An 18,402-nucleotide genomic window follows, 5' to 3' on the forward strand; every position below is an offset into this window, starting at 1 on the left:
TTATTCGATTACGATCAGCGGTTCGCCATATTCGACGGGGGCTGCGTCCTGGACGAAGATCTCGGTGACCTTGCCCGAGCGCGGAGCCGGGATCTGGTTCATCGTCTTCATGGCTTCGATGATCAGGATCGTCTGGCCTTCCTTGACGGTGGCGCCGACTTCAACGAAGGGGCGGGCGCCCGGTGCCGGAGACAGATAGGCGGTGCCGACCATCGGTGCGGTCACGGCGTTCTTCGATGCGCGGGCGCTCTCGGCGGCGGGAGCGGCGACAGCGTTTGCAGGGGCAACCGCTGCGGCTGCGGCAGGGAACTGGTAGGCCGGCATCTGCGGCATGGCCATCGGCATTGCAACCGGCGTGCCGTTGCGCGAGACGCGAATGCGCAAGTCGTCCTGCTCGACTTCGATCTCGGTCAGATCGGTGTCCTTGAGAATGTTGGCGAGATCGCGGATCAGCGCCTGGTCGATACCTGGTTTCTTGTCAGCCATGGAATATGAGCCTCTTGTGTTCTTTTTATTTCGACGGATGTGTCAGGTTCTTTAGCGCATGCAGCGCAAGAATGTAACTCTGGGCACCGAAGCCGCAGATGACGCCTTTGACAGCCGGCGCGATCATCGACTTGTGACGGAATTCCTCGCGCGCATGGATGTTCGAGAGGTGGAGTTCGACGACTGGAATGCCGATGGCGCGGATGGCGTCGTGAAGTGCGATCGACGTATGGCCGTATGCCGCCGGATTGATCGCCACGCCGGCGGCGACGCTGCCGGCTTCATGCAGCCAGTCGACCAGCGTGCCCTCATGGTTCGATTGGCGGAAATCGACCTCGAAACCGAGCGTCTTGCCCTCCGCCTTGCACATGGCCTCGATATCGGCGAGCGTCTGGCCGCCATAAATACCCGGTTCGCGCTTGCCCAGCGCATTCAGGTTGGGGCCGTTCAGCACGAAAATGGTCGATGGCATAAGGGATTCCGGTCCGGTGATGGAGGGTTACCTATAGACTGATGGTCCCGCGAGGAAAAGCCCTTTGGGCCCCCGCGGGATTTGTCCACAGTCATGGGAAGGTTTGTCAGCAGGCCGTCTTGCCGCATTCGCGCATATTGGAGACCTTGCCCTCGATCTCTTCGGCGCCGACGGCACCAAAGACCGCTTCGTTACCGATGACATAGGACGGTGTGCCGGTGATGCCGAGGTCGTTGGCAAGCCCATAGGCCTCGCGCACGGCCGCATCATGCGGCTCCTTTTCCATCTTGGCGCGCAGGTCCTTCTCCGAGACGCCAAGCTTTGCGGCAACTGCAATTGCGGTCTCTTCCGTGGCACGATCTTCGCCGCCGAGCAGCGCACGATGGAAGTCGCCGTACTTTTCCGGAGCGACCAGGCGGAAGGCGGCGCTCACCTTGTGGGCGGCAAGCGAATCCGGACCGAGGATCGGCAGTTCCTTCAGCACGAAACGGACGTTCTTGTCCTTGGCGAGGATGTCATCCATGTCGGAGAGGGCGCGTTTGCAATAGCCGCAATTGTAGTCATAGAACTCGACGATGGTGACGTCGCCCTTGGGATTGCCAAGGACCATGTCATAGTCGGAGTTGAAGATTGCCTTCTTGTTCTCGGTGATCGCGCTCTCGGCAGCTTCCTGCTGTTTGGCGCGCTGCTTCGTCGTCAACGCCTCCTGGACTTCAAGCATGATCTCCGGATTGGCGATCAGGTACTCCTTGATGAAGGCGCCGATCTCTTCCTTCTGCTTCGCGTCGAGCGCAAACGCGCTTTGCGGCAGGCTGACCCCGGCCACGAGCGCTGCGAGCGTCCCGGCGGCAATCATCTTGGTGCTGAAATTCATTTCTACCTCGTTGTCCTTGCGTGTCCTGTGTGTCGTTCATCCCCCGTCGTCACGTCAACCGGCAGTTCTGAAAGACAACAGGAATCCTCGTATCCGCAATATGCTGGCAGCATAGGGTGGGTGCCGCGGAAACGAAACGGCAAAATCGGCGGAAATACGGCACTCGCGGACTTGTGAAGGTCAATTTCATCGGGCAAAGGGGCTGGAGAACAGCCGCTTATCGAGGATTTTCCGTTGGTAGACTTGTCAAAACGCAGCGCCGTCGAACCTTTTCACGCGATGGATGTGCTGGCGGAGGCGACCCGCCGCCGTGATGCCGGCCACCCGGTGATCTCGATGGCCGTCGGGCAGCCTGCCCACCCGGCGCCGCAGGCGGCTCTCGAAGCTGCGCGCAACGCACTTCAACATGGGCGCCTTGGCTATACCGACGCACTCGGCACCCTGTCGCTGCGAACCGCGATCGCCCGCCACTACGAGAAGCGCCACGGTATCGCGCTCGATCCGCAGCGGGTGGCAGTCACCACGGGATCGTCCGCCGGCTTCAATCTCGCCTTCCTTGCGCTGTTTGATCCTGGTGATTGCGTCGCCATCGCGCGGCCCGGCTATCCGGCCTACCGCAACATCCTCGCCGCTCTCGGCCTGACGGTGGTCGAGGTCGAGGCGAATGCCGAGACCGGCTTCACACTGACGCCGGAAAGCCTGAAGCGGGCCGCTGCAAAGGTCGGCCGACCGCTGAAGGGTGTGTTGCTGGCAAGCCCGGCGAACCCGACCGGCACCGTGACGGGGAGGGCCGGCCTCAAGGCGCTGGCCGACTGTTGCCGCGCGGAAAAGATCGCGTTCATCTCCGACGAGATCTATCACGGGCTGACTTTTGCCGGCGAAGAGGCGAGCGCGCTGGAGGTTACCGACGAAGTGATCGTCATCAACTCCTTCTCGAAATATTACTGCATGACCGGCTGGCGCATCGGTTGGATGGTGTTGCCCGCCGATAAGGTGCGGGGCTTCGAGCGCATCGCCCAGAGCCTTTACATTTCGCCGCCGGAACTGTCGCAGATCGCCGCTGAAGCGGCGCTTGACGCGCATGAGGAACTCGACCGCTACAAGGCCGCCTATGCCGTCAATCGGGACATGCTGCTGAAGCGCCTGCCGGAGATCGGCTTCTCGATCGCCTCGCCGATGGACGGTGCCTTCTATGCCTATGCGGATGTCAGCCGCTTTACCAATGACAGCATGGCCTTTGCCCGGCGGATGCTCGCCGAGATCAATGTCGCGGCAACGCCGGGTTTCGACTTCGATCCGTTGGAAGGGCATCGCACGATGCGCTTTTCCTATGCCGGCGCGGAGGCTGACATGGTCGAGGCAATGGACCGGATCGCGCGCTGGCTTGCCTGATTGCCCGACTGGACGGGCAGGGGAGCGAAGACGCCCCGTCTGCTGTGGCCATCACCCGTAAAAGAAAAGGCCCGGAGCGATCCGGGCCTTTCTATTTGTGCTCTTTCGCGTCCAACGCTTCGGCGTCAGGATCCCGGTTCGGCTTCGAGCCGGGACCAGAGGCGACTTCTTAGAAGAAGCCGCGGCGCTGCCACCAGCCGCCCTTCTTGGGCTTGGTCGGGTCTTCTTCTTCGCCTTCGGCCTTCGGAGAGCTCGAGGTCACGACAGGCTCCGAGGCGATCTTCGAAAGGTCGCGGTTCGCGCGCGCCGGCTTGGTTTCCGCGAGGTCGGCCGCAGCCTCTTCCACCGCCTCGGCGGCGACATCGACGCCTGCCGGCTGGTCTTCGATAACCGCCTGAGCGACTTCATCGACGGTTGCGACCGGTTCTTCGGCTTTTACAGCCTTCTTGCGGGTCCGCTTCGGCTTGGCCGGCTTGGCCTCGACGGCCTCGGCTTCCGCGACGACTGCCGCGGTTTCCTCGACGGCGACGGCTACTTCGATCTCTGCGGCGACGGCCGGCGTGTCAACGGCTTCCGGCTCGTCGGCGTCATCACCTTCGGCATCGGCCTCGATCTGGCCTTCGCCTTCACCTTCGCCCTCCGGACGATTGCGGCGGCCACCGCGCTTGCCGCGGCGGCGGCGCTTGCGCTTCTGCTCGCCGTCAGCGGTTGTGGCCTCGGCATCGACGCCCTCGTCGTCCGCATCACCTTCGTCGGCGTCGTCATCGACATCGCCTGCCGCTTCGGACGCCTGGCCGACGGCACCTTCGGCCTGCTGGCCACCCTTGCCGCGACGGCGGCGACGGCGCTTGCGCTTGCGTCCACTCTGGTCGTCGGAGGACTGGGCAGCCTTCGGCTGCTCCTGGCGCGGCTCGCTGACGACTTCTTCGGCTTCTTCTTCGTCGAGATCCTCTTCGATCACGACGTCATCTTCTTCCGGCTCCGGCTGGAAGTGCAGGAGCTGCTCGATCTTGACCGGGTTTTCGACCGGTTCGCCGCGATCGATTGCGAAGTGCTGTGCGCCGACATGAGCGTCCGCCTCGATGATGATCGAAACGCCGAAGCGGGCCTCGTAATCCATGATCGTGCCGCGCTTCTGGTTCAGCAGATAGAGCGCGATATCCGGGATGGTGCGCACGGTGATGTCGTGCGTGGTGTTCTTGAGCAGATGTTCTTCGACGCCGCGCAGCACGTGCAGGGCGACGGAGGACTGCGAGCGAACGTGGCCCGTGCCGTTGCAGTGCGGGCAGGTCTGCATCGTCGATTCGAGCACCGAGGCGCGAATGCGCTGACGCGACATTTCGAGTAGGCCGAAATGCGAGATGCGGCCGACCTGGATGCGGGCGCGATCGTTCTTCAGGCAGTCCTTCAGCTTCTTCTCGACGGCGCGGTTGTTGCGCTTTTCTTCCATGTCGATGAAGTCGATGACGACGAGGCCGGCAAGGTCGCGCAGGCGCAGCTGGCGCGCCACTTCTTCGGCAGCCTCCAGGTTCGTCTGCAGCGCCGTGTCTTCGATCGAGTGCTCGCGCGTCGAACGGCCGGAGTTGACGTCGATCGAAACCAGCGCTTCGGTCTGATTGATGATGATGTAGCCACCGGACTTCAACGTCACCTGCGGCTGCAGCATGCGGTCGAGCTGCGCTTCGATACCGGAGCGCGAGAAGATCGGATGTACGTCGCGATAGGGCTGAACCACCTTGGCGTGGCTCGGCATCAGCATCTTCATGAAGCCCTTGGCTTCCTTGTAACCTTCCTCGCCGGAAACGATGATCTCGCCGATATCCTTGTTGTAGAGATCGCGGATCGAGCGCTTGATCAGGCTGCCTTCCTCATAGACGAGGCAGGGGGCCGTGGAGTTCAGCGTCAGCGTGCGGACGTTTTCCCACAGGCGCATCAGGTATTCGAAGTCGCGCTTGATCTCGACCTTGGTTCGGTTCGCACCCGCGGTGCGCAGGATGACGCCCATGCCCTGCGGCACTTCGAGGCCGCGCGCGATTTCCTTCAGGCGCTTGCGGTCCTGCAGGTTGGTGATCTTGCGGGAGATGCCGCCGCCGCGTGCCGTGTTCGGCATCAGGACAGAGTAGCGGCCGGCCAGCGACAGGTAGGTCGTCAGCGCCGCGCCCTTATTGCCGCGCTCTTCCTTGGCAACCTGGACGAGCAGGATCTGGCGCCGCTTGATGACTTCCTGGATGCGGTACTGCTTGCGCGGCTTGCGGACCTGGCGATCCGGAACCTCTTCCATGGCATCTTCGGCGCCGACGGATTCGATGATTTCCTTTTCGCCATCGTGGCTGTCGTCATCATCATCGTCGTCGTCATGGCGACGACGGCTGTCGACGTCTTCGGAGATCGCGTCGGTATCGACCATCGCGGCCATTTCGCCGCCGTTGCTTTCGTCGCCATCGACGGAAGCGGCAGCCGCTTCTTCCGCAGCCTTGGCCTTGGTTTTGCGGGTGCGCTTCGGCTTTGCCTTGGGCTTTTCGACCGGCACTTCCTCTTCGACCACCGGTTCGGCGGTGACGGCTTCTGCCGGCTGCGCGTCGACTTCGGTCTCCGCTACGACCTCGAGGTCGACGGGAACGGAAAGTTCGCTTGCCGGCGCCGCGGCGGTTTCGACATGTTCGATGTCGTCGTCGCGTCGCGCTTCTTCGGCTTCGGCCTTCAGCAGTGCCTGACGGTCGGCAAGTGGGATCTGGTAGTAGTCGGGGTGAATTTCGGCAAAGGCCAGAAATCCGTGGCGGTTACCGCCGTAGTCGACGAAGGCGGCCTGCAGCGAAGGCTCCACTCTGGTGACCTTCGCCAGATAGATATTGCCGCGGATTTGCTTCTTATGTTCCGACTCGAAGTCGAACTCTTCTATGCGGTTTCCGCGTACGACAACGACGCGCGTCTCCTCGGAGTGAGACGCATCGATAAGCATTTTCTCTGCCATCTAAGCTGTGCTCCTCGGCGCACCAGCGGAACGGGAGACAGACCTGCTTCCTTGGGAAGACTGCCAAACACGTCGGAAGGTGCGCCGGATATGAAAGTTCCTGTTTGGTGCAGGCGATGGTGCAGCAGCCAGACGACAGCCGGAACACCTGTGTCCCGGGGCCGCTCTACTTCTGACCGATACTGCTGAGTCAACATCAATGACCAAACAAGAATGCCAATGTCCAAGGTCTCATGAAGACCCAATGAATTCGCCCGCTTGCGGGCGTTGGTGAAAAATCACCATCAAGAACTCCGGCCACCGCCGGAAATTTGCGATCCAGTGTACGAGGAGGAAATGCAGCGACGGCGGATGAACACCTTGCGACCGCGGAAGTGCGATGCGTTTAACCGGTTGATCCGGTTCGACCACTCCCTGGCGCCAAGCTTTGGAGAAGCTCCGGCTGCCCGGTCGACTGTTCTATCCCGTCAACACTTTCTCCTTGTGACGCTTTTATGTTTTCTATGTCACATTGGCAAGGGAAAAGCCCGTGCCGCCACAATAATGATCGATTCGCTTGTCCACGTGGAGTAGGCCGGCAAATGATGAATCGATGGCGCCGGTGCGAGGCGGAAGATGACCTTTGTCAAGCTTTGGTTAACCATAAGGGTTCATTGATCAAGGTATGCGTTTGGTGGCCGCATCGGCCGCCCTCTGGTTTTGAGAAAGTGGCGGGGAGCCCAAGGTGAAGCCTTTGGCGGTTTGTATGCGCGGTTCGCTGTTGTCGTTGATGTCGCGGATGGGTTGGCGTTTGCTCGGTGCTTCGGTGCTCGTCGGCGGTCTCCTCCTGAGCGTGCCGGCCGCTCGTGCTGCCGAGCCGGGCCCGTTGCTCGCCTTTGGCGCGCGGATCGCCGGCGACGACGCGCGCACCCGGGTCGTCGTCGAGTTCGACCGCAAGCCGGATTTTTCCGTTCATTACGTGGCCGACCCCGTTCGCGTAGTCGTCGACCTGCCGGAAACAGCCTTCGGCCTGAAGGCGGATAGCCTCCAACCGCGCGGCCTGTTCGACGCGATCCGCTACGGCGGCATGGGCGCGGGTAATTCCCGTATCGTTCTTTCCGCGAAGGGGCCTGTTGCGGTAACCCATGCGGAGGTGATCGCGGAGGAGGGGGGCAAGGGCTACCGCCTGGTTATCGACGCCGAACGGGTCGACCAGACGCGCTTCGATGCACTTCTCGGCGAACAGCAATGGACCGGTTCCGTCGCTGCGACGAAAACCGACAGACCTGTGGCCGTTGCGCCCACGAAAGACGGCGGCCCCTTCATCATCGCGATCGATGCCGGCCACGGCGGCATCGACACCGGTGCGCTTGCCGCCGAGACGAAGACGGAAGAGAAACACGTCACGCTGGCCTTTGCCAAGGATCTCGTCGAGGCCCTGAACAAGGGTGCCGGGATCGAGGCTTTTCTCACCCGCGACAAGGATGTTTTTCTCTCGCTGCCGCAGCGCGTGCAGATTGCCCGGAACAAGGGCGCCAATCTTTTCATCTCGCTCCATGCCGATGCGCTCCGCCAGAAGGACATCCGCGGCGCTACGGTCTATACTATCTCCGACAAGGCGTCGGACCATCTGGCCGCAAGCCTTGCCGCTCGCGAAAACCTTTCGGACGAAATCGCCGGCGTACCGCTTCAGAGCGAGCCCGCGGAGGTCGCCGATATCCTGATCGATTTGACCCGCCGCGAGACGCAGGCCTTTTCCGTCAACATGGCGCGCGCGGTGGTTTCTTCCTTCGAGGGCCAGATCAATCTCATCAACAACCCGCACCGCTTCGCCGGGTTCCGCGTGTTGCAGGCACCCGACGTGCCGTCGATCCTGCTGGAACTGGGCTTCCTGTCGAACAAGGAGGATGAGAAATTGCTGCTGGATCCGGAATGGCGCAAGAAGGTTTCGGAGCGTCTTGCCGTCGCGGTTCGGCGTTATCGCGAGCAGGCGGTTGCCAGCGGCGGCTGACGTTTGAAGGCATGCCCAGGAACGAAGTGATTTGTGTCGCCTTGGTAACAGCGTTATGCTTTTCAACTGGATGCGCACGCGATAATCGGAAACAGCCCTATTTTACGCACATTCCGGGACCTAACCGGAATTGCGCCCGGATTTGTTGAGAAACGAGTTGAAGCCCGGGGTTCCTCGCCATATGAGGAGCCGGGCTTAGCGGGTTGCTGCGAAGCCAGACGATTTCTGACGGAAGAGTTTGGTCGGACTGACGCAATTAAGCCGGCGGGACAGAGCATGGACTGTCGCTCGGCGGTCCGGCAATTGAACGATAATTAAGGTACCGGTATCTGACTGATGATCAGGCTGATTGGATATTTCTTCGGGATTGGTGCGTTTCTGCTGCTTGGCGTGGCTGGAGCCGTGGCGCTTTATCTGGGCGTCGTCACCAAGGATCTACCGGACTACGAGGTGCTGGCGAAATACTCGCCGCCTGTAACGACGCGCTTTCATGCCGGCAATGGCGCGCTGATGGCGGAATATGCCCGTGAGCGGCGTCTCTATCTGCCGATCCAGGCGATTCCTGATCGCGTCAAGGCAGCCTTCATCTCCGCCGAAGACAAAAACTTCTACCAGCATCCGGGTGTCGATATCACAGGTCTCGCCCGCGCTATCGCGGTGAACCTGCAGAACTTCGGTTCCGGCCGTCGCCCGGTTGGCGCATCGACGATCACGCAGCAGGTGGCAAAGAACTTCCTGCTGAGCTCGGACCAGACGATCGACCGCAAGGTCAAGGAAGCGATCCTTTCGTTCCGCATCGAGCAGGCCTACAGCAAGGACCGGATCCTTGAACTCTATCTCAACGAGATCTTCTTCGGCCTGAATTCCTACGGTATTGCCGGTGCGGCGCTGACCTATTTCGACAAGTCGGTAACCGAGCTTACCATTGCCGAGACCGCCTATCTCGCAGCGCTCCCGAAGGGACCGGCCAACTACCATCCGTTCCGCAAGACCGAAGCCGCCATCGAACGCCGCAACTGGGTGATCGACCGCATGGTCGAGAACGGCTACGTCACCAAGGCCGACGGCGAAGAAGCCAAGAAGCAGCCGCTCGGTGTCAACCCGCGCCGCGGCGGCGCGCATCTCTTCGCCTCCGATTTCTTCGCCGAGGAAGTCCGCCGGCAGATCATTCAGAAATACGGCGACAACGCGCTCTATGAGGGCGGCCTGTCGGTTCGCACCTCGCTCGATCCGCGTCTGCAGATCGCGGCCCGCAAGGCGCTGCAGGCGGGTCTGCTGACCTACGACGAGCGCCGCGGCTTCCATGGTCCGGTGAAGTCGATCGAGATCGGTGGCGATTGGGGTGAGCCGCTTGGTGCCGTCGTCGCCTTCAGCGACGTGCCGGAGTGGAAGCTCGCCGTTGTTCTCTCAGTCGACGCACAGGGCGCCGAGATCGGCATCCAGCCGGAGAAGGAAGCATCGGGCAAAATCGTGGCCGAGCGCGTCACCGGACACATCTCCGCCAAGAACATGCAGTGGGCCTACCGTTCGGCGACTGGCGACCGCAAGTCGGCGAAATCCCCCGAAGGCGTCTTCGGCGCCGGCGACGTTGTCTACGTTGAGCCGCTCGCCGAAAAGGGCGAATATCGCCTGCGCCAGCCGCCGAAGGTGCAGGGTGGTCTCGTCGCGATGGATCCGAAGACCGGCCGCGTCCTGGCGATGGTCGGTGGCTTCTCCTATGGCCAGTCGGAATTCAACCGCGCGACGCAGGCGATGCGTCAGCCGGGTTCGTCCTTCAAGCCCTTCGTCTACGCCGCAGCACTCGACAACGGCTACACGCCGGCATCGGTCATTCTCGATGCCCCGATCGAAATCGTCGCGGGCGGTCAGGTCTGGCGTCCTGAAAACTATGGCGGCGGCTCCGCCGGTCCGTCGACGCTGCGCCTCGGCATCGAGAAATCGCGCAACCTGATGACGGTTCGCCTCGCCAACGACATGGGCATGAATCTGGTCGCCGAATATGCCGAACGCTTCGGCATTTACGACAAGATGCCGCCGCTGCTCGCGATGTCGCTGGGCTCCGGCGAAACGACGGTTCTGCGTATGGTCTCGGCCTATTCGGTGCTCGCCAACGGCGGCAAGCAGATCAAGCCGTCGCTGATCGACCGTATTCAGGACCGCTATGGCAAGACGATTTTCCGGCATGAGGACCGCACCTGCGACAACTGCAACGCGGGCGACTGGCAGAGCCAGGAAGAACCCGTCCTGACCGACAATCGCGAGCAGGTGCTCGACCCCATGACCTCCTACCAGATCACGTCGATGATGGAGGGCGTGGTGCTGCGCGGCACGGCCGCCGGCAAGATCAAGCTCGATCGTCCGGTTGCCGGCAAGACCGGCACGACAAATGACGAAAAGGACGCCTGGTTCGTCGGCTACACGCCCGACATGGTTGCCGGCCTCTACCTCGGCTTCGACAATCCGGCCCCGCTCGGCCGCGGTGCCACCGGCGGCAGCCTCGCGGTGCCGATCTTCAACGACTTCATGCAGGAAGCCGTCAAGGACACCCGCCCGAGCAAGTTCGTTGTGCCCGAGGGCATGAGCATGGTCGCCGTCAACCGCAAGACCGGCATGGCCGCCCAAGAGGGTGAGCCGGACACGATCATCGAGGCCTTCAAGCCCGGCACCGGCCCGGCTGACACCTTCTCGGTCATCGGCGGGCTCGATCAATACGTGCCGCCAGAGGAAATCCTGAAGAACTCGCCGCAGGCGAACCAGGCGGTGACCTCGGGCTCCAACGGTCTGTTCTAAGCCTTTCCCCTCTCGCGATGCCCGCCGCCTTTACATCAGCGGCGGGCATCGCTATTTGACGCTCAATTTCATATCGGGTTCACAAGAAGCAGGATTATGCGCAGCGAAATCGAGAACATTGTCGACGAAATCAAGCAGGCCATAAGCCTGCTGAGGAGGCATCTTTGACTGGGATCAAGCGGTAAGACGACTGGACTGGTTGAACAACAAGGCGGAAGATCCGACCTTGTGGAACGATGCTTCGGAAGCACAGAAGCTGATGCGCGAGCGCCAGCAACTCGACGACGGCATCAATGGCCTGCGCCGCTTCGAGCAGCAGCTCAACGACAACATCGAACTCATCGAGCTCGGCGAGGAAGAGGGCGACGCGGCGATCATCGCGGATGCCGAACAGGCGCTGCGTGAACTGCGCAACGAAGCGGCCAAGAAGCAGGTCGAGGCCATGCTTTCTGGCGAGGCCGATCAGAACGACACCTATCTCGAAGTGCATTCCGGCGCCGGCGGCACCGAAAGCCAGGACTGGGCCAACATGCTTCTGCGCATGTACACCCGTTGGTCCGAGCGCCAGGGATATAAGGTCGAGCTTCTTGAAATCCAGGACGGTGAAGAAGCCGGCATCAAGTCTGCGACGCTGCTCGTCAAGGGCCACAATGCCTATGGTTGGCTGAAGACCGAATCGGGCGTGCATCGCCTCGTTCGCATTTCGCCCTATGACAGCAATGCGCGCCGCCACACCTCGTTCTCGTCGATCTGGGTCTACCCGGTGGTCGACGATTCGATCCAGATCGACATCAACGAGAGTGACTGCCGCATCGACACCTACCGGTCGTCTGGTGCCGGTGGCCAGCACGTCAACACGACCGACTCGGCTGTGCGTATTACGCATATGCCGTCCGGTATCGTCGTGCAGTGCCAGCAGGAGCGCTCACAGCACAAGAACCGGGCCAAGGCCTGGGACATGCTGCGTGCGCGTCTCTACGAGTCGGAGTTGAAGAAGCGCGAAGAGGCGGCAAACGCCGAGGCTGCGTCAAAGACGGATATCGGCTGGGGCCACCAGATCCGCTCCTACGTTCTGCAGCCTTACCAGCTGGTCAAGGACATGCGCACCGGGGTCGAGAGCACCGCACCGGGCGATGTGCTCGACGGCGAGCTCAACGAGTTCATGGAGGCGGCGCTTGCGCACCGTGTCAGCGGTGGCGCGGATGCAGTCGTCGACGATTTGAACTAAGCGTCGCTGCGAGAGTTCTTGAATTGAAGAAGGCCGGGTGGTTCGCACCCGGCCTTTTCTTTTGCTCAGTTCGAAGCGCGCTCGACCTTGATGTCGCCGAGATCATCGATGAGCACGGTCCAGGTCTCCGGTTCGCGGGCGGTCGGATCTGTCTTCAGATAGACGGTCGCGAACATGCCCGGCTGCGCGGTGACGCCGGTTGAGGTCTCCGGGCGAATGTCGGTGACATAGGCCTTGAGCGCCGAGAACTCTTCGAGCTCCGCCGAGGAAACCACCACCGGTCCGGCTGGCGTCGCTTCGATCTGCTGCAGATGGACCTGTGCGGTGCCATCCGTCTGGCGAAGCGCGATCAGCTTGTAGTAACCGCGGCGGGCGTCGCTTTGCTTCTCGGCGGCGGCATTGGGGTCGAGTGATGAAAGCGGCGCTCCGCTTTCCTCCCAGTAGCCGGTGCTCGTGACAAAGGTAGCCTGCGGCGGCACGACGTTGGCGTCCTCGGCCTTGGCGCCGGCGGTGCTCACGAACAGGAGGAGCGCGAGGAGGGCGGATCTTTGCATTGGGGATTGTCGTCCTTTCAAACCGCAGCTCCGCTGCCGCCTCGCTCCTACAGCGCCGCGCGTCTTTTCAGACGCGCAAAGGTCGCTGTAGCACTTTGAATTGCTGCATGTTTTTGTCCTTTAATCGGGTACGATTAAAGGAAACATGCATTAGCCGTCGGAAAACGAGCCATGGAGGATCATAACATACCGCGCGGAGAACGTGCGTTCAGTTCGAAAATTGCTCGGCTAGGATGCGGTCCGACCAGGAATGATCGGGATCCGAGAGGATGCGCGCCGTCATGTTCTCCGATTCGGCGATCCGCACCTTGACCACCGACTTTACTTCCTGATGGTCCGCCACGGCGTTCACCGGCCGCTTGTCGGCTTCCAGGATTTCGATCTCGACCGTGACATGGTTCGGCAAGAGCGCGCCGCGCCAGCGGCGTGGACGGAAGGCGCTGACCGGCGTCATGGCCAGAAGCGGTGCTTCGAGTGGCAGGATCGGGCCGTGAGCGGAGAGGTTGTAGGCGGTGGAACCTGCTGGTGTCGCCACCAGCAGGCCGTCGCAGGTCAGCTCCTGGAGCCTTGTCTTTCCGTCGATGAGGACGCGAAGCTTTGCAGCCTGATAGGACTGGCGGAAGAGGTAGACTTCGTTGATCGCAAGCGCCGTGAAGCTCTCGCCGTAGACGTCGGTCGTCTGCATCTCCAGCGGATGGAACGCGTTCTCGACTGCCTGGCAGATGCGGTCCGTCAGGTTCTCGGTGCTGTAGCGGTTCATCAGGAAGCCGACGGAGCCGCGGTTCATGCCGTAGACCAGTTTGCCGCTGTTCATGGTCTGGTGCAGCGTCTGCAGCATGAAGCCGTCACCGCCGAGCGCCACGATCACGTCGGCCTTCGCCGGATCGTTGTCACCATAGATCGCCTTGAGATCAGCCGCAGCCTTTTGCGCCTCCTCCGCAGAAGAGGCGAGGAAGGCGAAGGAATTGAACGTTCGGGCCATCAACTCTAGTCCGTTCGATGCGTTGCATGCCGCTTGCGGCGATCTCTGTCTATCGTTTCTGGCATGGCCCGAAGCCGAACGCATCTGAAAAATTGGGAGAATTCGCAATTTTGCTTTACACCGGATGAGATTATGGTAACTCCCACCGCAGCAAGTGCCCTTATAGCTCAGTTGGTAGAGCGGCTGATTTGTAATCAGTAGGTCGGGAGTTCGAGTCTCTCTGGGGGCACCACATCTGCCTTTTTCTGCTGAAATCGCGCATTTTTTGAAGCTTTAACCGCATTCGGATTTGAGACGCGGGGCGAAGCTGCGAATTGAGCAGTCAATCACGTTCAGCAAGGATCGCCATAAAAACGGGCGAGCCGATCCAGGTCGACGAACCGGAAACCGTGCACGGCCACCTCGCGGTCTTTCCAAAGGGTAGCGGCGCACGATTGATTCTCGATGCGGAAATATTCGCTCTCGGGAGGCCGCAGGATGCGCCGCTCTTTCATTTCGATACCGAAGATGTGGCTGCAGCACATCATCACGCGGTCGCCCTCGGTGTCGAGATCGTCACGCCGGTGCAATTCGAGCAATGGTTCACGATCCGCGACCCCGACGGCAATGTCTTGATGATTTGCCGGTGCTGAGCGGGACTGCCTCGCGATGTCAGATGTCGAACGAGGGGGCCATGCGCATCGGAACCTCCCGGCATTTCTGCAGGGCGTTGAGAAGGTTTTCGGCGAGATAGTCGATCAGTGCCCGGGTCGCTGGCAGCATGCCCTGGCGAGACGGGAAGACGAGGTGCACCACGACGTCGTTCGAGGTCCATTCCGGAAGCACTGGCACGAGCACGCCGGCGCGGAAGGCACGCTCGCAGATATGGTCCGGCAACAGCGCCACGCCCATGCCTTCGATCGCGGCGCGTTCGAGGATCAGGAAGTCGCTGCAGCCGATGATCGGACGATGGGAGATCTCCGTCGTGTTTCCGTCGGATGAGACGAGCCGCCAGACGTCGGTCGGGTGTTGTTCGTTCATCGACAGCGTCGCCTGCTGGCTGAGGTTGTCGATTGTGATGTCGCCCGAGCGGGCAAGGAACGTCGGGCTGGCGGCGAGCCGCTCGCGAACCTCGCCGAACTTGCGGATGATCAGCTGATTGTCGGTATCGAGCTGGCCGCGGGCGCGGAGCGCCACGTCGATCCGTTCTTCTATCAGGTCGATGCGCCGGTTCGTGGCGGTGATCAGGAGCCGCACGCCGGGATAACGCCGGTGAAACGCCGGCAGGATATCCGCGAGCATCGGGGTGAAGCCGAGTGGGCAGGCGAGCCTGACGGTGCCCGAAGGTTCAGCCCGCACCGCCGCAATTTCGGCTTCGGCGGCCGCGACGCCGTCGAGCAGCCCCTGGCAATGTTCATAGAAAACCCGGCCGATGTCGGTGACACGCAGCTTGCGGGTCGAACGTTCAAGCAACCGCACGCCGAGCTGTTCCTCGAGGCGGGCCACATGTTTGCTGAGTTTGGATTTGGGTATATTGAGATCGCGTGCGGCAGCGCTGAAGCCGTTGTTGCGCACGACGGCGGCAAAGAGCCCGAGATCGTTCAGATCCTGCATTGTCCTGTCTCCGAGGTCCGGATGCTTTGCCCGATTGTTTCCGTCTGGAAACAGTATGTCAAATATCCACTGGCTTATCGGTCGATTGTTTTCCCCTCATATGTGGAGCACCGCAACGCAAACACAAAGGTGTTCCCATGAACGTTCTTCATATCGACTCTGGTATCCTCGGCGATCACTCGGTTTCCCGTCGCCTGACGGCGGCACTCGCCGCTCAGATCAAGGCTGACCGCCCGGATGCCACCGTAACCTATCGTGACCTCGCCGCCAGCTCGCTCCCGCATTTGACCGGCGCCCAGATCATGGCTCCCACCGATCTCGCAGGCGTGGATGCCGACCTTGCCGCCGACGTCAAGCTTGGCCGCGACATGCTCGAAGAATTCCTGGCGGCCGACACGGTCGTCATCGGTGCCCCGATGTACAACTTTGGCATCCCGAGCCAGCTGAAAGCCTGGATCGACCGCATCGCCGTCTCCGGCAAGACGTTCCGCTACACCGAAAATGGTCCGGAAGGCCTCGCCAAGGGCAAGAAGATCATCGTCGCCTCGACCCGCGGCGGTCACTACTCCGCCGGCCCGGCCGCCGTCATGGACCACCAGGAATCCTACCTGAAGACGGTCTTCGGCTTCCTGGGCGTCACAGATGTGGAATTTGTCCGTGCCGAAGGTCTCAACCTCAGCGCCGATTCCAAGCAGTTTGCGATCGCTGAGGCTGAAAAGACCATCGCGGAAGGCAACGTCCTTCGCCTGGCGAGCTAACATATAGGTTCAGCGGGTCACTGACGTGATCCGGTGGAGGGGCCCAGGCCCTGCGTGCGGACGGTGCCGGTTGCAAACGCAGCCGGCATTGTCCGTTTTGGGATTTCACAATCTGCTTTATAATGCATCGATGGTGGACCGGCGGACAATTCTGTTGGGCATGACCGCTGCGGTGGCTGCACTGCTCGCCGCCGACGCGGCGCGCGCACACAATTGCACGTGCCGCAACCGCGACGGTTCGAAATATGAGCTCGGACAGATCGCCTGCCTAAGGGTCGACGGCAACGTCTATATGGCGCGCTGCGAAATGAACCTCAACGTCTCCACCTGGAAGAAGCTGCGCGACGGCTGCCCGACGGCGGCCGGCATGAGCGCGCCGCTGAGCCCTACGGGGCAATTGGTCAGTTTCTGACGAGGAGCAGCGGCTTGCCGCCCTCATTACGGTCTTTTTCGAAGCCGGAAGGTGTGGCGGTGAACGCGAGCGAGCTGCCGTCTTCGCCGAGCAGGGTTATGCCAAGGCCGTTCGCCGTCCAGCTCTTCAGTTTCAATTTTCTGACGGCGCTATCGCATGGCTCTTCGACGGACAGTGCAAAATTGCCGTCACTGTCGGCAGCCTCCTTAAAGCGCACATGGCAGATGGCGGTTCCGCCCGGCCGTTTCATCTGCCACGCGCCTTTCATGTTTGCCGGCGCCGGCAGATGCGAGATGCCGTCCACCGCGGTTACGAGGGCCAGTCGAGGCCCGTCCTCGCCGTTCGTCAGGAGCGGGGATCCCTCGCTCTCTTCAAAGCGGGCATGGACTTTTCGCAGGACGTCGATCAGCAGCAGGCCGCCGTTCCCGTCGAAATTCCAGGCGGCGACGTCGGCAAGGGTTGGCACACTCTTGGCGCAACCCTCGGCTCCGGTAACTGCGTAGCCGCCGATCGCCTCATCGGCGGTGAGGGTGAGCTTGCATCCTTCGGCGCCATCGAGCGGCGCGACCAGATAGTCGCCCGCCTGCGCCGCGATGATCCCGGGATCGATGTCGCCGGCGGCGAAGGCGGTGTGTGAACCGAGGCAGACTGCACCCAGAACGAGCAGCCGAAACATAGGAACGCGTGACGCAACTGCGACAACCATGGAGCTCTCCGATCCCAACGCGCGGAGATTTCCACAGTCACATTTTCGCGTCAATGCGCCAGCCCTTGCAGCAGTGTGGGATGACGCCGTCGCCCGCTTGGTCGTCGCCATGGGCGGCCGGCTGCGCGTGGATGTCAGCGGTTCAGGAACTGGCGCGCGGCATACATGGCGATTGCTGCCGCGTTCGACACGTTCAGCGACTTGATCGCGCCCGGCATGTCGAGGCGGGCAAGGTCGGTCACGATCGAACGGGTCTTCTGCCGCAGTCCCTTGCCCTCGGAGCCGAGAACGAGCGCGATCTTCTCACCGCTGAATGTTCCTTCAAGCGGCTGCGGTCCTTCCGAATCGAGGCCGATCGTCTGGAAGCCCAGCCGATGGAGTTCTTCGATGGCATCCGCAAGATTGGTGATCTGGATATAGGGAATCATTTCCAGCGCGCCCGAGGCGGATTTGGCGAGAACGCCCGATTCGGTCGGGCTGTGGCGCATGGTGGTGATCAACGCACCGGCATCGAAGGCGACGGCGGAACGCATGATGGCGCCGACATTGTGCGGATCCGTCACTTGGTCGAGCACCAGAATCAGCGGGCAGTCGCGAAGCGCTTCGAGCTTGCGATGCGGCAAGGGGCGCGTCTCGAGCATCACGCCCTGGTGGATCGCATCGGGGCCGAGGATCTTGTCGAGATCCTGCGGCGTCACGGTTTCGACCGGGAAGGGCAGGGCCGAAAGCTCGTCGAGCTCCAATCTTGCAGCGGCGTTCGGCGTCACGCTGAGGCGAACGAACTGGCGCGCCGGATTGTCGAGGGCGGCGCGAACCGTATGCAGGCCGTAGAGCAGAACCTGCTCGGGCGCGAGCTGCGGTGGCTTCCAGTCGGCCGGCGCCTTGCGGCGCTTCTCGTGTTTTGGCGTTGGGATTTCGCCGCGTTCCCGCTTGGCGTCGCGGTGGGCGCGCCTGAGGTTGGCGTAATGGGTGTCCTTGGCGCTCTTGTCGCCGGTGTGATCTTTGCTCATGGGCGTCTTATAGAGGGGTTGCAGGCGTGGCGAAATGGTTTTCGATGAGCGGTCCGGAATTGTCGCTGTGGAGAAATTCGGAAATTTTCCACTGACCCGTGTTGACAGGAGGAAAGAGGGCGGTCATATACCCGGCCACAGATCGAGAGGCGGCAACGACGCGTCGCTGGTTGTCTCACGATCT

Annotated in this window: 16 protein-coding genes and 1 tRNA gene; 8 read left to right on the plus strand and 9 right to left on the minus strand. The window is 61.7% G+C overall.

Features of this window, described 5'->3' with window-relative positions:
* The 3 genes from accB to IB265_RS06665 form a co-directional block, all read right to left on the minus strand.
* Positions 1-486 (minus strand): acetyl-CoA carboxylase biotin carboxyl carrier protein, encoded by a 486-nt coding sequence (gene accB / locus IB265_RS06655; RefSeq protein WP_057252266.1) that lies wholly within the window; start codon positions 484-486, stop codon positions 1-3.
* 25 nt (positions 487-511) lie between these two features.
* Positions 512-958 carry a type II 3-dehydroquinate dehydratase gene (gene aroQ, locus IB265_RS06660; protein WP_058321467.1) on the minus strand — a complete coding sequence of 149 codons (447 nt, stop codon included), beginning with the start codon at positions 956-958 and terminating at the stop codon, positions 512-514.
* A gap of 106 nt (positions 959-1,064) precedes the next feature.
* A complete protein-coding gene (locus IB265_RS06665; RefSeq protein WP_057252264.1) occupies positions 1,065-1,832 on the minus strand; it encodes a DsbA family protein in 768 nt (255 codons plus the stop codon).
* A 234-nt stretch (positions 1,833-2,066) separates the two neighbouring features.
* Here IB265_RS06665 and IB265_RS06670 point away from each other — a divergent pair, with 234 nt between their 5' ends.
* Positions 2,067-3,224, plus strand: a complete 1,158-nt coding sequence (locus IB265_RS06670; protein ID WP_192494679.1) for a pyridoxal phosphate-dependent aminotransferase — start codon at positions 2,067-2,069, stop codon at positions 3,222-3,224.
* 169 nt (positions 3,225-3,393) lie between these two features.
* Here IB265_RS06670 and IB265_RS06675 read toward each other — a convergent pair whose 3' ends face one another.
* A complete protein-coding gene (locus IB265_RS06675; RefSeq protein WP_113479284.1) occupies positions 3,394-6,195 on the minus strand; it encodes a ribonuclease E/G in 2,802 nt (933 codons plus the stop codon).
* 778 nt (positions 6,196-6,973) lie between these two features.
* On the opposite strand from IB265_RS06675, the gene IB265_RS06680 reads away from it, so the two are divergent.
* From IB265_RS06680 to prfB, 3 genes are all read left to right on the plus strand, one after another.
* Positions 6,974-8,185: an N-acetylmuramoyl-L-alanine amidase gene (locus IB265_RS06680; protein ID WP_246805868.1), complete on the plus strand. Its 1,212-nt coding sequence runs from the start codon at positions 6,974-6,976 to the stop codon at positions 8,183-8,185.
* 336 nt (positions 8,186-8,521) lie between these two features.
* Positions 8,522-10,975 carry a penicillin-binding protein 1A gene (locus IB265_RS06685; protein WP_057252260.1) on the plus strand — a complete coding sequence of 818 codons (2,454 nt, stop codon included), beginning with the start codon at positions 8,522-8,524 and terminating at the stop codon, positions 10,973-10,975.
* Positions 10,976-11,071: 96 nt separating this feature from the next.
* Positions 11,072-12,203, plus strand: a protein-coding gene (gene prfB / locus IB265_RS06690; protein ID WP_112995481.1) for a peptide chain release factor 2 whose coding sequence is annotated in 2 segments (ribosomal slippage) — positions 11,072-11,140 and positions 11,142-12,203 — 1,131 coding nt in all. Because the reading frame shifts where the segments join, the coding sequence is not laid out codon by codon here.
* Between the two features lie 65 nt (positions 12,204-12,268).
* On the opposite strand, the gene IB265_RS06695 is transcribed toward prfB, so the two are convergent.
* Together IB265_RS06695 and IB265_RS06700 are read right to left on the minus strand one after the other, a co-directional pair.
* On the minus strand, positions 12,269-12,757 hold the full coding sequence (locus tag IB265_RS06695; protein WP_110878289.1) for a hypothetical protein: 489 nt from the start codon (positions 12,755-12,757) through the stop codon (positions 12,269-12,271).
* A gap of 208 nt (positions 12,758-12,965) precedes the next feature.
* Complete coding sequence (locus IB265_RS06700; RefSeq protein WP_057252257.1) at positions 12,966-13,739, minus strand: NAD kinase; 774 nt, start codon at positions 13,737-13,739, stop codon at positions 12,966-12,968.
* A 156-nt stretch (positions 13,740-13,895) separates the two neighbouring features.
* Between IB265_RS06700 and IB265_RS06705 the strand changes: the two genes are divergently transcribed.
* Both IB265_RS06705 and IB265_RS37715 read left to right on the plus strand, forming a co-directional pair.
* A tRNA-Thr gene (locus IB265_RS06705) sits at positions 13,896-13,971 on the plus strand.
* Positions 13,972-14,128: 157 nt separating this feature from the next.
* Entirely contained in the window at positions 14,129-14,371 is a 243-nt protein-coding gene (locus IB265_RS37715) for a VOC family protein (protein WP_375293051.1), read from the plus strand.
* Positions 14,372-14,390: 19 nt separating this feature from the next.
* Here the strand turns inward: IB265_RS37715 and IB265_RS06715 are convergent, their stop codons facing one another.
* Positions 14,391-15,332, minus strand: coding sequence for a LysR family transcriptional regulator (locus IB265_RS06715; RefSeq protein ID WP_057252255.1), 942 nt, complete (start codon positions 15,330-15,332; stop codon positions 14,391-14,393).
* A gap of 137 nt (positions 15,333-15,469) precedes the next feature.
* Between IB265_RS06715 and IB265_RS06720 the strand changes: the two genes are divergently transcribed.
* Positions 15,470-16,090, plus strand: coding sequence for an FMN-dependent NADH-azoreductase (locus tag IB265_RS06720; protein WP_192494680.1), 621 nt, complete (start codon positions 15,470-15,472; stop codon positions 16,088-16,090).
* A gap of 160 nt (positions 16,091-16,250) precedes the next feature.
* On the plus strand, positions 16,251-16,502 hold the full coding sequence (locus IB265_RS06725) for a hypothetical protein (protein ID WP_192494681.1): 252 nt from the start codon (positions 16,251-16,253) through the stop codon (positions 16,500-16,502).
* Here IB265_RS06725 and IB265_RS06730 read toward each other — a convergent pair.
* Together IB265_RS06730 and IB265_RS06735 are read right to left on the minus strand one after the other, a co-directional pair.
* Positions 16,492-17,208, minus strand: coding sequence for an AprI/Inh family metalloprotease inhibitor (locus IB265_RS06730; RefSeq protein WP_082615946.1), 717 nt, complete (start codon positions 17,206-17,208; stop codon positions 16,492-16,494). The genes IB265_RS06725 and IB265_RS06730 overlap by 11 nt on opposite strands.
* Before the next feature lie 134 nt (positions 17,209-17,342).
* A complete protein-coding gene (locus IB265_RS06735) occupies positions 17,343-18,218 on the minus strand; it encodes an RNA methyltransferase (RefSeq protein ID WP_113479280.1) in 876 nt (291 codons plus the stop codon).
* Positions 18,219-18,402: the final 184 nt, after the last annotated feature.

Source organism: Ensifer sp. ENS10 (genome assembly GCF_014852025.1).
Taxonomy (GTDB): Bacteria; Pseudomonadota; Alphaproteobacteria; order Rhizobiales; family Rhizobiaceae; genus Ensifer.